Origin of the sequence: Enterobacter sp. S-33, from assembly GCF_028735835.1 — a bacterium.
Taxonomy (GTDB): domain Bacteria; phylum Pseudomonadota; class Gammaproteobacteria; order Enterobacterales; family Enterobacteriaceae; genus Enterobacter; species Enterobacter vonholyi.
The window spans coordinates 3,576,699-3,590,747 of sequence record NZ_CP117838.1 but is presented as its reverse complement, the minus strand read 5'-3'; the positions used below and the strand labels follow the sequence as shown (position 1 = coordinate 3,590,747).

Sequence of the window (14,049 nt, the reverse complement as noted above, 5' to 3'; positions counted from 1 at the left end):
CCACGTCACGCTGACTGATTTTCATTTTTCCACTCCCGTCCGGTTGCTGCCTGCTGCTGTTGCTGCTGCATACGGCTGTTGCTCAGCGCCTGGGCTTTTGGTGCGTCCATCACCAGCATGCCTTCTTTTAACACCACGACGCGCTCCACCAGTTCCAGAACCGGTACGCGGTGCGTGGCGACGATCAGGGTGCGATGCCCGAGCCAGTCGCCCAGGCGCTGGATGAATTCCCGCTCGGTGTGCTCATCCAGCGACGCGGTGGGTTCATCCATCAGCACAATATTCGGATCGCGCAGGAGCATTCGCGCCAGCAGAATCGACTGGCGCTGCCCGCCGGAGAGCCCTACGCCGTTTTCCATGATCGGATAGTCCAGCCCCTTGGGCAGCTTCTGGACGAAGCCCGCCGCGCCGGTCAGCTCCAGCGCCTCGAAAATTTCTTCGTCGGTGGCGCGCGGCATGCCGAGGGTGATGTTTTCGCGCAGGGTGCCGTAAAACAGCCGCGCGTTCTGAGTCATAAAGCCGACGTTGCGCCGCACGTCCGCCACGTCGAGATGCGGCAGGCTGAAGCCGTCGAGCCGCAGTTCGCCCGCCGCCAGGTCCATCCCGCCCGCCATCGCCTGCAGCAGGGTTGATTTGCCCGCGCCGTTGCGCCCGAGGATCGCCACTTTTTCTCCCGGCCTTATCTCCAGGCGATTAATGCGCAGCGCCATGCGCGGATCGTCCGGCTGATAGCGGAACTGCGCCTGCTCGAAAAGATAGTGTCCGCGCAGGACGTCCTGGCGGATCGGCGTCTCCTCGCGCTGGTTTTCGGTGGGAAGCTGCATGATGCTGTCCAGTCCCTCTTTTGCGGCTTTGACCTGCTGCCAGCGCGCCAGCACGCCGCACAGCGTCGCCATTGGGGCGATCATGCGGGAAGCCAGCATCGACGCGGCGACCACCGAGCCGGTGGTCAGGGTACCGTCGATCACCATCGGCGCGCCGACCACAATCACCCCGGCGTAGACCAGGCTCTGAATGGTCATCCCCCAGCTGATCAGGTTCTGCGTCAGCTCACGAGTGCGCAGGCCGGATTCCGCGGTGATCTGGATATAGCTGTTCCACTGCTGCAAAAAGCGGTTTTCCGCCTGCATCAGCTTGATGTCCTCCAGGCCCTGCACGCTCTCCACCAGCACCGCGTTGCGCAGGGTTGATTCATGGGCCGACTGCTTTGCCAGCTCCGCCAGCTTCTTCTGCAGCAGCAGGCCGGGCAGGACCATGATCACCGCCGCGACCGGGGCGATCCACGCCAGCTGCGGGGCGATGATCGCCAGCACCACCACGAACAGTAAAAAGAAGGGCAAATCGACAATTGTCGAGATGGTGGATGAGGTCACCATCTCACGGATCTGCTCCAGCTCGCGCAGCTGTGAGATAAAGCTGCCGGTGGAGCGGGGGATCGCGCTGTTGCGCAGCCGCAGAGCGTGGCCGAATACGCGATCCGAAACGCGCATATCCGAGCGCTTGCCCAGCAGATCCATAATGTGCCCGCGCGCCACGCGCAGCACAAAACCAAACAGGGTGGCAATCAGCACCCCGATGGTCAGGACGTACAGCGTCGGGTAGGACTGGGCGGGGATCACCCGGTCATAGACCTGCATGGAAAAGACGATCCCGGAGAGCGACAGCACGTTGATAAACAGCGCGGCGAGCATCACCCAGCTGTAGGGGCGGAGATCGCGCATCACCAGCCGGTAGAGCCAGTCCGGACGATATTTGGAGATATAGGCATCCACGCGGCTGTCCTTCAGCGCGGCGAGTGGACGCAGGGCAATAACGTGGCGTATAGCGGGCAGCATCGCCGTCATCGACAGCCGGTTGGTGTAGGTCTCATCGTCGAAAAAGCTGACTTCCAGCGTATCGTCCCCGTCGAAATGCTCGATCACGCCGATCCTGCCGTCATTCATCGCTACGACAACCGGCAGACGCCAGCTGTTGATCGCCTGTCGATCGTCGGTAAGGGGCTGAAACGACAGCCCTGCTTCGCGGGCCAGCTGGGTGAGGGCGGGCACCATCGGTTTGCCTTTCAGCCAGGGTGCGCCTGCAATCAGCGCGCCGGGCGAGCAGGCGACGCGATAGCGCGTGGCAACAAAACCAAAGGCCTGTGCCCACTGCGCCAGCGCCTCATCCGTCATGTTTTCACCTTGCGGGATATCACGCTGCTTCATGGCTGGATCTCCACGGTCTGGATGGTGCGGTTATCAAGATCGAACGCGTGACGCAGCTGTCCGGTGTTATACAGGCAGTTGAGCTGCAGCTGGTGCAGCTGACCGAGGGTCTGCTGCTGGGTGAAGCGCGCCTGATAAACCTCCTGTTCGGCGTTGAGCACGTCGAGCAGCGGGCGCGAGCCGAGGTCAAGATACTGCTGCTGGTACAGTTCGCGGGTGCGGGCGCTGAGCGCCTCCTGACGGCCCTGAATTTGCAGCGTGCTTTGCAGGCTCATCACCTGGCTGCGGGCTTCCAGCAGTTTCTGGCGGACATCAAGACGCGTGCGCTGAATGGTGGACTGCGCCGCCTCCACCGCGTGTCCGGCAGCGTTACGCCGTGCGGTGAGGCCGCCGCCCTGATAAAGCGGCATCTGAACTTTCACCCATGCGGAATACTGGGTGCGATCCCGCGTGTCGCTGCCCGCGTAGCGATCGTTCATGTAGTGGCGCACCTCCGGCTCCAGCGAGACGGTTGGCGTCATCTGCGCGTCGGCATAGTCCAGGTTAGCCTGGGCGACGTTAGCCTGCGCCCAGGCGGCGAGAACGGCGGGAACCAGACGGTCGTCCGGCTCGGCGATGTCGCAGCTCCGGCCCAGCTTTTGCGGAAAGTCATTGCTTATCGCGTTCAGGCTGTTCCAGCCGAGAAAGCTCATCAGCGTGGCGCGGGCGCTGTCCAGGCTGGCCTGGTACTGCTTCAGCTGGGCTCGCGCGCCTTCGATTCGGGCATCGGTCTGCACCACGTCAGAGAGCGATGTAGCCCCTTCGTCGTTACGCTGGCGGGTCAGCGTGCCGATAGAGGAGAGGGCGTCGAGCTGCTCTTTAGCGGTCTCAACCATCTGCTGCCAGGTTTGCACCTGCACCATGGCGACGGCGGTATCGTGGGCGATAGTGTCGATACTCACCAGCACGTTGGCCTGCTGCTGGGCAACGCCGGCGCTCTCGGCGCGTACCTGGCTTGCCACTTTGCCAAAGTCGTAGAGCATCTGTGAGAGAGAAAGCACCAGCGACGGCGTAAAGCCGTTCTGGTCGCCGTCGTGGGAATAACCGTTGTCCACGCCGGCATTAATCTGCGGATAGTATTTTGACTTAGCGACGTCTACCTCTTCGCTCTGCTGGTAGAGTTTCCCCACGGCTTCGCTGATGGCCGGGTGCCAGGTGACGGCGCGGTTAACGGCATCGCCAAGCTGCAATGAACCGGGTGCGGCTTTGCCAGCCGCAGGTGCGACGCGGCCGTTGAGCGAGGGGAGTTCCTGCGTTTCGCGAAGCTGTCCGGTATTGATGGTGGCCGCCGGATTTGCGCAGAAAGCGGGCACAGATATCAGGCAGCACGAGAGCCACCAGTAAGGCATCTTCATTCCCATGTCATGTCCCTATAAAAAAATACGGCTTTATTATTTATGCCCGGGCGCTGCGCGCCCGGGTCATCTCTTGCAGGTGGTATCAGGTAATGATGTGTTGCTGGTTAACAAGCTCGTCGTAGGTGGTCTGAACGCCATCAAGCGTAACGAGCGTGGTATTAGTGTAGGTGCCCCCTGCACCATCACGGTCGATGGAGATCACGGTATTGCCATTACTATTAGTGACATGGAGATAATTCCCGAGCGTCGCGGCGCTACCGTTCCAGCCCACCAGCAGATCGCCGATGTCGATCTTGTCGCCCTGTGCCAGCGAGAAGCCGGTCCAGTGATCGCCCGCGGCACTGCTGGTGTTACCCCCCGTACCGTTGCCCACCGTGCTGTTCAGCACCTGGTAAATCAGCGTATCGCCGTAGGCCGTACCGGTGATGGCGTCGTTATGCTCAGAGCTGATGAACTGCGGCGCCATATTGATGGTCAACGTGGCGCTGTCCGTTCTTCCGGCAGAATCGGTCAGGGTGTAGTTGAAGGTCTCCTTCGAAGTCATGGTTGAGAGCGATACCCCGCTGTTGAGGGTATAGGTGTAATGGCCGTCAGCGCCGATCGCCAGCGTGCCGTAGTGGCCGACAATGTTCACCGTTGCGCTGCCGGTATACGGGTCCAGCGTGGTGGTCACGCCGTTGTAGCCGGTCACGCTCAGACGGGTATCCACCGAGTGGAGCTGATCCAGCACGCCGCCGGAGTCGGTGCCGTCAAAGATATTGCCGTTGACGGTGTGGCTGCCGGTGACGTCGAAATTACTCAGCGAGTAGGTGGTGCCGTTCACGCTTGGGGTAATGGTGATGTTTCCGACGCTCAGCCCCGGGACGCTACCGGTAAAGTTCAGCGTATAGGTCCCGGCGTTGAGATCCAGCCCGGTCAGCGCGACGTCGATACTGCCGCCCAGCAGCGAGGCCCCGCTGAAGGAGCCGCTGCGGATCACGCCCGAGCCGTCGCTGATAGACCAGTTCACCGTCAACCCGGTCAGCGACAGCAGCGATGCCACGCTAAAGTGCAGCGACGCGTTGTGCAGCGCGGTGTTCGCGTCGACCACGAAGGTTCCGCTGCCGCTGCCCTGGGTTGACGAGAGCAGGGCCGTCGTCCAGCTGGCGGTGCCCACGGTCGTATCCGAGTAGACCGACGTGTGATGTACCGAGGTAAGGTCCATCGTGGCGCTGACATCGTTCACCGCATTCATCGCCTGCGCGGTTGGGGTGATGTTGAGCGATGCCGTATCCTTCGAGCCGTCAGGCGCGGTAACGGTGTAGACGAAGGTATCCGGCGTGCTGATATGGTCCGCCCCCACGCCGCTTCTCAGGGTATAGGTGTACTGACCGGACGAATTGATGGTCAGCGTGCCGTATTCTCCCTGAATGGTGGTGGTTCCACTGCTGTTGACCGCCACGCCGTTCACTTCGGTAACCAGCGTGCCCGCTGGAACCGGATCATTCGCCAGCACGTCGCCCGTGGTGGTTTCGCTGATGCTCGCCACGCTGTAGACATGGTCCTGCAGGACGTTAAGCGTGTAGGCCGTCAGTACGGCGATCCCGGATGCGGTATTCAGCAGGAACAGATACTCCCCGGCAGGCAGGTTCAGCGTCAGCTGCGGTGACGTACCCCCCAGCAGCGGGGCGCGCAGCCAGCCCGACTCGACGCGAACCTGCTCGAAGGTCTGGGTCGCATTGTTGAACTTATAGACGTACAGGTCGAACACCGACGCCAGCGCCACGCCGCCCACGGAGGCCTGGATGGTCATGGTGCGGGTCGTCCCTTCCTCCACGTTGTAGATGATCGGGTTGGTCATGTCGTCCAGCAGGTTAAGCCCCAGCGTGCTGCCGAGATTAATGCCCACCAGGGTAAAACCGTTCTGAGACGAGGCGCCGTTATTCACCTCACTCACGGTGGTGTCAAAGGTCAGCGAGGCCGTGTCGTCCACTGCCACAATGCCGTTGATTACCGTACCGGCACCCAGAGACAGCACCAGGTTCGCCGACGCGCTGACGCCGTTATGGGTGATGGTGTAGGTGAAGCTCTCCGTCCGGCCAACGACCGCGGCGCTGGTGTCGGTCAGGTTATAGGTATAGCTGCCGTCGCGGTTGATGGTCAGCGTACCGTATTTGCCCTGGATCACCGTGCCGTCGGCGTTCACGCTGGTGGTAACGCCCTGCGCGTTAGTCACCGTGGAGATAGTGGTTCCGGCCGGCGCGTTGTCGCTGCCGGCGGTCGGATCCGTATCGAGGATCACGTTGCCGTTGAGACTGGTATCGCCGGTAACCGTACCCGGACCGGTCTCTTTCACCGCCACGTCGAGGCTGGTGTAGGAGCCGGTTGCCAGCAGGTTGGTGTTATAGCTAAGCACGCGGTAGTTACCGTCGGCCAGCCCGGTCAGGTTCAGCGAGACGCCGGTAGCGCCGAGGGTCAGGAGATCGGCAAACTGCGGTTGGCCGGTATCCACCACGGTAGTCCAGACGCCGTTGACGTAGTGCTGAACTACCAGCTCAAGAGTGTTGAGCAGAGAGAGCACCGCCCCCGTAGCGTTAGCATTCACCACGATATCCGCGCTGCCGCCGTTGCCCACCGTAAAGTTCACCTGCGCGGTGTCATTGCCCAGCAGCGTCAGGACGTTGCCCACGGCGCCGACCAGCAGGAAGCCGTAGTCGCTGTACTGGCTGTTGGTCACGGTCGCCGTGGTGCTGAGGTTTAGCTCTTCAACGTTATTGCTGGCGGAGAGCGGCAACACCGGCGCAAGGACGGAGCCCGGCAGGGAGGTGTTGCCCGCGGCGTCGGTAGCGGTGATCTGCAGCGTCTGGCCTTCGATCTGTTTGTTAATGAAGGTGTAGCTGTAGGTGCCGTTGTTGCCCGCAATGGCGGTCACCGTCGAGCCGTCCGCAAGGCGGATTGTGACGGTACTTCCCGCCTCCGCGCTCCCGGTCAGGACGCTACCGTCGGCGTTGAGGGTCCCGGTCGGCGCCGTTGGGGCGGTCGTATCGACGATAATCGTCGTCACGCCTGACGCCGTGCTGGTGTTGCCTGCCTCATCGGTGGCCGTGGCGGTGAAGTTATGCGTGCCCTGCGTCAGCGTGGTGGTTTGCGGCAGGGTCCAGTTGCCGTTGCCATCGGCGGTCACCGTGCCGACCAGCGTAATACCATCGTAGATCCTGACCGTGGCATTCGCTTCGGCTGTCCCGCTTAGCGTTGGGCGCGTATCGTTGGTCGGATTCGTACCGGTCACCGGACCGATAACGCTGCCGACATCATCAATCACCGAACTGATAACCGGCGCGCCCGGCGCGAGGGTATCGACGTTAATGACATATCCGGCGGTGGGGGCGCTGGCGTTGCCCACCGCATCGGTGGCGGTGAAGGTCAACGTGTGCGCGCCGTTGCTCAGCGCCGGAGATGGCGTAAAGCTCCACGCGCCGCCGGTCGCCGTCACGCTGCCGATCTGTACGCCGTTATCAAAGATTTTCACCGTCGACCCGGCTTCCGCCGTGCCGCTGAGGGTTGGCTGCGCGTCGTTGGTGAACCCGCCGTTTGCAACCGGCGTCGCCGCATTGCCCACGTCATCCAGAATGCTGGTCAGCACCGGCAGCGCAGGCGGCGTGGTGTCAACGGTGAGGCTGAAGCTGGTGGACGACAGGCTGGTATTGCCCGCCGCATCCGTCGCCTGCGCGGTGAAGCTGTGCGCGCCCGCTGTCAGCGTGGTGTTGAGCAAGATACTCCAGCTCCCGTTGCTATCCGCAGTGCCTGTTCCGACAAGCGTAGTTCCCTCATAGATTTTCACGGTGGCAAACGGTTCGCTGGTCCCGACAAGGCGCGGAACGGTATCGTCGGTTGTTTGCCCGGACGTTAGCGGGCCGGTGATGCTGCCCACGTCGTCTACCGCCTGGCTGATAACCGGCGCGTTTGGTGCCGCGGTATCAACAATCAGGGTAAAGCCCGGCGAGGTCGGGCTGACGTTGCCCGCTGCATCGGTGACCGTGGCGGTCCAGGTATGGCTGCCGTTGCCCAGCGGTGCTGATGGCGTAAAGCTCCATGCTCCTGTACCGTCCGCCTGAACGGTGCCGACCGGCTGCCCGTTCTCATAAACGGTGACCGTGGCGTTGGCGGTCGCGGTGCCGTTCAGCGTCGGCGTGGTGTCGTCGGTGCTCTGCCCCGAAGAGAGCGGGGTTTGAATGCTGCCCACGTTGTCACCCGCGGTCGAAATGATCGGCGCCGACGGCACGCCCGTATCCACCGTCAGGGTAAACGGCGTCGTTGTGCCGCCGGTATTGCCCGCCGCATCGGTGGCGTTGAAGGTGATGGCGTGTGGCCCTTCGCCCAGATCGGTACCCGGGGTAAAGGTCCAGCTGCCCTGGGCATTGACCACCGCTGTGCCAATTTCGTTGCCATCAACGATCACGTGCACGGTAGAACCTACTTCGCCCGTACCGTTGAAGGTTGGACGCGCGTCGTTGGTGCTGTTACCCGACGTGAGCGTCCCGGTGACCGGACCGACATCGTCAATCACGCTGGTCACCACCGGTACGCCGGGGGCTGCGGTATCAATGGTAAAAGCGAAGACCGATGAGTTCGCCGAGGCGTTGCCTGCGGTATCCGTTGCATACGCGCGCAGGGAGTAGCTGCCGTCGCTCAGCGGCGCGGTCGGCGTAAAGGACCAGTTCCCGCTTCCGTCAACGGTCGTTGTACCAATCTGCGTGCCGTTATTCATGATGTGGATAGTGCTGCCCGCCAGCCCGGTGCCGCTGATGGTTGGGGTGCTGTCGTTGGTTACCTGGCCGCTGGTGAGGTTACCCTGGACGCCGCCAGGGACGTCGTCGTTCACATTATCCAGCGTCGGAACCGTCGGAGCGGTCAGATCAACCACCACGCTCCAGGGAGCAGAGACCGCGCTGACGTTGCCCAGCGGGTCGGTCGCCCGGACGGTGAAGCTGTGCGAGCCTTCGCCGAGCGCGGTGTCAGGGGTAAACGTCCATGCGCCGGTGCCGTCAGCCGTTACCACGGCAATCTGGGTGCCGCCGTCGAAAATGGTCACCACGCTGTTTGCGTCCGCTGTCCCCGAAAGGGTTGGCGTGGCGTCGTTCGTTTCGCTGCCGCTGACCACCGTGGTGGCGGCGTTGCCGACATTATCCGTGACGTTGGTGATGACCGGCGTGGCGGAAACGGAGTCCACCACGACGGTGAAGCCCGCCGAAGGGCCGCTCTGATTCCCCGCAGGATCGGTCGCGCGGATGGTCAGGACATGGTTGCCCTCTGCCAGGGTGGGCGTGGTGTAGCTCCAGGTGCCGGTGTTGCCTACCAGCACGCTGCCCAGCAGCGTCCCGTTGTTGTAGATGGAGATGGTATCGCCCACCGCGCCGGTGCCGGTGAGGGTCGGCTGGTTGTCGTTGGTGGTCTGGCCGCTGGTCAGCGGGCCGGTGCCCGGACCGACGTCGTCAATCACCGCGCCGATAGTTGGCGTGCCCGGGGCGGTGAGGTCGACGGTGACGCTGGCCGCCGGAGAGCGGCCGCTGGTCTGGCCGTTGAGGGTCGCAGTCACTTCAAAGGTGTGCAGCCCCTCGCCAAGCGCCGCCGGCGTATAGCTCCAGTTGCCGCTGCCGTCGGCGGTCACCGTCGTCAATGGCGTCGTGCTACCGTCCTGATAGATGGTAATCAGGCTGCCCGCTTCGGCCGTGCCGGTAAGCGTTGGCGTGGTGTCGTTGGTCGTTTTGCCTTTCACATCGCCAGTTATCGGATCCGCGTCATCGACGATCGCCGTGATGACGGGCACCTGCGGCAGCTCAAGCGACGAGTCGGTGACGACAAAAGGCACGCCCGCGCTGGCATTCCCTGCGGCGTCCGTAGCGTTCACGGTCAGCGTGGTCGGATCCAGCTGCGCCGGACTCAGCGCAATCGAGAAGCTGCCGTCGCTACCGATAACGCCGGTACCAATGACCGTGCCACCGCTATCTTTCACGGTAATAGTACTTCCTATTTCACCTGTACCGGTCAGCGGCGTTCCTTCCTGAGCCAGAGCCATGTTGACCGGGTCGGCAGGTGCGGCAGTATCCACCGTCACGCTCAGCGGTACTGAATCACCGGAGGAATTACCTGCTGGATCGCTGGAAGAGACGGTGAACGTATGAGGACCATCCGGCAACGTCGTGTCGGCGGTCCAGCTCCAGGTGCCGCCCGGCTGGACCGTCACAAGCACTGTAGACGGTGTGCCGTCTACGGAAACGATAACGGTGGTGCCGGGTTCACCGGTCCCGGTAAGAGTTGGCGTGCCGTCCTTCGTGTAGAGCACGTTACTGGACAGCTGGCTGTCGGCTACGGCACTAATGACGGGGATCTCAGGCGCAACGGTATCGAGCGTGACGGTAAAGACTGAACTCGGCGCGCTGAGGTTACCCGCTGCGTCCACTCCCGCTACGGTAATGTTGAGCGGGCCGTCCGTTTGCGTGGGGAGCGTCAGGCTCCATTCTCCATTAGCCACCACGACACGACCCAGCTCGACGCCATTGTTGTAGACGATCACCGTCTCACCGTTAACGCCGGTTCCTCCCACTGTCGGCGTGGTATCCGTAATGTAGCCTCCGTTCGGTTCACCGCCCACGGCGCTGATCGCTGGCGTAGCCGGTGCCAGGGTATCCACGACGATCGTAATCGCAGGAGAAGCGTCAGAAACGTTGCCCGCTTCATCGGTGGCGGTGGCGGTAAAGGCGTGGCTGCCCTCGGCAATGTCGCTGCCAGGACGCCAGCTCCAGTTGCCGCTGCTGTCTACCGTGACGGTGCCCACGACGGTCGATATGCCGTTGACGGTGTCAGTGATGTTGATGATATCGTTCGGCGTCCCGGTGCCGCTCAGGACCGGGCGCGGATCGTTGGTGGTTCCGCCATCGGGTACGGGGCCGGTGATCTGGGTGACGCTGTCGGTGACGGTCGGTGCCGCAGGCGTAGCCGGCGCCTCGGTATCAATGGTGATGGTAACCGGCTGCGACGGAGCGCTTTCGTTGCCCGTGCCGTCCACGTTGGTGACGGTCAGGGTGATGTCATAGGTACCGCCGGGCAGCGGGGTTGATGGTGTCCACGACCAGCTGCCGGTATTGTCCACGACAGCATCGCCGATTTTGACGCCGTTGTTGTAGATCGTCACGGTATCGCCGGCCGTGCCGGTACCGCTCAGGGTTGGCGTGGTGTCGCGGGTGGTTTCGCCCGGGTTCAGCGTTGTTTCTGTTCCGTCAGGATTGACGGTGATGGCCGGCACGTCCGGCGTGACAGGCGCGACGGTATCTACCGTCAACACAAACGGGCTGGAGATGGTGGTATTGCCCGCGGCATCGGTGGCGTGAACCGTCAGCGAATGCGGGCCGTCGGTGAGCGGGGTAACGGGCGTAAAGCTCCAGCCGCCGTTGCCGTCGAGGGTGGCGGTGCCGAGCAGGGTGGTGCCGTCATAAATGGTGATCGTCGCATCGGCCGGAGCGGTGCCCTGCAGCTGCGGTTTGGTGTCATCCGTGGTATCGCCGCTGCTGAGCGGACCCTGAACGCCGCCGACGTCATCGGTCACGGTGCCGATGGTTGCCGCCACTGGTGGCGTGGTATCGACGGTCAGGGTGAAGCCGCCTGACGGCTGGCTGGTGTTACCCGCCGTATCGGTGGCGACAACGGTAAAGGTATGAGGCCCGCTGACAAGAGGCGTCGTGAGGGTATAGGTCCACGCGCCATTGTTGTCGACCGGAACCGTGACAAGATCGGTGCCATCGAGGCGGATGGTGACGGTTGAGCCGGGTTCAGCCGTGCCGTTGAGCGTCGGCGTGGTGTCGTTAGTGCTGTCGTTAGGGTTGAGCGCGCCGAGGCGTTCCGGCACATCATCCACCACCTGGGTGATGATTGGGGCAGCAGGCGCCACGCTGTCAACCGTCAGAGTCCAGGTGTTGGAGACGCCGCTAGTGTTGCCTGCCGCATCGGTCGAGACGGCGGTAAGATCATGGGGGCCTTCACCGATCGGGGTGGAAGGGGTAAAGATCCATACGCCAAGGCCATTGGCGACGGTCGTACCAACAGCAACACCGTCCACGCGCACGGTGACAGTCGCGTTTGCTTCGGCGGTACCGCTGAGCGTCGGGGTGGTGTCGTTAGTGGTCCCATTCAGGTCGATCGCGCCGGTGCGCCCGGGGACATCGTCCACGACTTGTGAAATCACCGGGGCGCCAGGTGCCGTCCCGTCGACGTCAATTGTCCAGGAGTCTGATAACCCGCTCGGGTTACCGGCGGGGTCCGTCGCCTTCGCCGTCAGCACGTACGTGCCATCGGTTAGCGGTGCGGGCGGCGTAAAGCTCCACAGGCCGGAAGAGGGAACAACCACCGTACCGAGGACATCGCTGCCGTTATAAATCGTGATGGTCGAGCCCGCTTCGCCCGTCCCGTTCACGGTCGGCGCCCGGTCGTTGGTGATCCCGTTCGGGCCCACGGGGCCGGTGGAGGCCTGTACGTCATCAACAACCGACACGATAACTGGCGTCTGCGGTGGAGTAATATCCGGTGCCGCCGCGGAGGTGGTAGGACTCGTGTTGCCAGCCGTGTCGGTGGCGTCAGCGGTCAGGATTTCGCCGTTGAGCTTCGGCGGGGTCAGCGTCAGGCTGAAGTTACCCTGACTATCGGCAACAACTGGAGTGCCAACGAGTGCGCCGCCTTCACGGATGGTCACCGTGCTGCCCGGCTCTGCTGTACCGCTGATGGTGCCGCCATCATTTGAAACCACGAGGTTTCCAGGGGCTAACGGCGGCGTGGTGTCCACGGTGAAGATGACAGGCTCTGAGGTCGCGCTCAGGTTTCCGGCGGCATCGGTTTCAGTGACGGTTATGGAGTGCGTCCCGTCCGGAAGCGGACCGTTCGGCGTTACGCTCCAGGTGCCGTTGGGCAGTACCGTCGTTGTGCCAACCACCACGCCGTTATCGTAAATAGTGATGGTTCCGCCGGGCTCGCCCGTTCCCGCCAGGATCGGCAGTGAAGCATCGGTAGGCGCGCCCGACGTGATGGTTCCCTTGATAACGCCCGTATCGTCGGTCAGCACAATCGCGGTCGGGGCGTCCGGCGGAGTAAGATCCACCGTCAGGGTAAACACCGGCGAGGCAGGCCCGGTGTTGCCGGCAGCATCGGTTGCCCGCACGGTAATCTGGTGAGTGCTTTCGCTCAGATCAACTGAAGGGGTAAAGGTCCAGGTGCCGTTGCTGGCGACGACCGCCGTACCAATGGCGATCCCGCCGTCATAAATCGTCACGGTCGAACCCGCTTCACCGGTGCCGGTAAGCTGCGGACGCTGATCGTTGGTGCTGCCGCCGTTGCTGACTGCCCCCGTCTGTGGAGCCGTATCGTCAGTTACGCTGGTGATGGCTGGCGCATCGGGCGCAGTGGTGTCCGGGGCGGTAAGATTCGTGCCCGGGCTGGTATTCCCGGCGTTATCCGTCGCGGTGGCGGTCACCTGCTCGCCGTTGGTCAACGGCGTGTCGAGAGAGACGGTAAAATTGCCATCGCTGCCCGTTTTTCCTGTGCCAATGACGTTACCGTTCGCGTCTTTCAGCGTGATGGTACTGCCGGGTTCTGCGGTACCGGTGACCGTTTTGCCATCTGAAGAAAACTTAAGGCCGGAAGGCGCGTTCGGCGCTGTCGTATCCGGATCGGCCGAATTGTTACTGCTGCCATTATCACCACCACCACCGCCAGTGCTTGCCGCCGCCGCAATGCCGCCCGCAGCGGCAATCCCGCCCAGGGCCCATGGCCAGATGGCGGCACCACCGGTGTCGCTCCCTGAGGCTGCAAGCAGCACGTCCGTGGACGCGATGGATTCGTACGTGGCGGCTCCGGTTGGATCTTCAATCCACCATAAAGCGCCCTGGCTGTCCTGTAGCACCAGCTGGCTCACGCCCTGCGCGTCCGCGACGTAGAAATTTTTAAGGGTGATCACCTCGCCGGAGTGGAGCGTAACCAGCAGATCGTTACCATTTCGCGCGAAGTGAGAGACGCTCGCTCGCTCGACATGAAGCTCAACGACAGAGGAATGGCTCAGCGTAACCTGGGTGCCTTCCGTGGTCGTTTCCACGCCAGTAAGTTTCGAAATAACAGAGATTTGGCTCATTTAGGTATTACTCCAGCAGATGTGTCATGAACGGCGAGCAAGACGAGCCATCTCTGCAGAAGGTAAAGGGCGCCCCCGGCGCAGTCGCTGTTATAACGCAGCACTCACCGTCGTTTTTTGCGCGCACGATGCCCGCCAGAATTCAGAGTGGCAACATCAGAGCGAATCTAATGACTTATAAAAGAGAACAGTTTTTATGGGTGTTTTGCGTCTTATAAAACCCTGTATTTAATAGAGGAATTATTTTTCGGAATATAAAAATGATATAGACAGAAAACGATAGTTGTGCAACTTAAGC

Annotated in this window: 3 protein-coding genes; all 3 read right to left on the bottom strand. The window is 62.4% G+C overall.

The annotated features are described in order from the left end of the window. Positions 1-5: 5 nt before the first annotated feature. Positions 6-2,204 carry a type I secretion system permease/ATPase gene (locus tag PUP35_RS16905; RefSeq protein WP_274240648.1) on the bottom strand — a complete coding sequence of 733 codons (2,199 nt, stop codon included), beginning with the start codon at positions 2,202-2,204 and terminating at the stop codon, positions 6-8. Next, positions 2,201-3,604: a TolC family outer membrane protein gene (locus PUP35_RS16900; protein WP_274240647.1), complete on the bottom strand. Its 1,404-nt coding sequence runs from the start codon at positions 3,602-3,604 to the stop codon at positions 2,201-2,203. Before PUP35_RS16900 ends, PUP35_RS16905 begins: the two co-directional genes overlap by 4 nt. A 79-nt stretch (positions 3,605-3,683) precedes the next feature. Beyond that, a complete protein-coding gene (locus PUP35_RS16895) occupies positions 3,684-13,751 on the bottom strand; it encodes a BapA/Bap/LapF family large adhesin (protein WP_274240646.1) in 10,068 nt (3,355 codons plus the stop codon). Positions 13,752-14,049: the final 298 nt, after the last annotated feature.

What these genes read in the sequence shown, in the direction of transcription:
- PUP35_RS16895 (WP_274240646.1), bottom strand. Translation starts at nt 13,751, where the DNA reads ATGAGCCAAATCTCTGTTATTTCGAAACTTACTGGCGTGGAAACGACC.
- PUP35_RS16900 (WP_274240647.1), bottom strand. Translation starts at nt 3,604, where the DNA reads ATGGGAATGAAGATGCCTTACTGGTGGCTCTCGTGCTGCCTGATATCT.
- PUP35_RS16905 (WP_274240648.1), bottom strand. Translation starts at nt 2,204, where the DNA reads ATGAAGCAGCGTGATATCCCGCAAGGTGAAAACATGACGGATGAGGCG.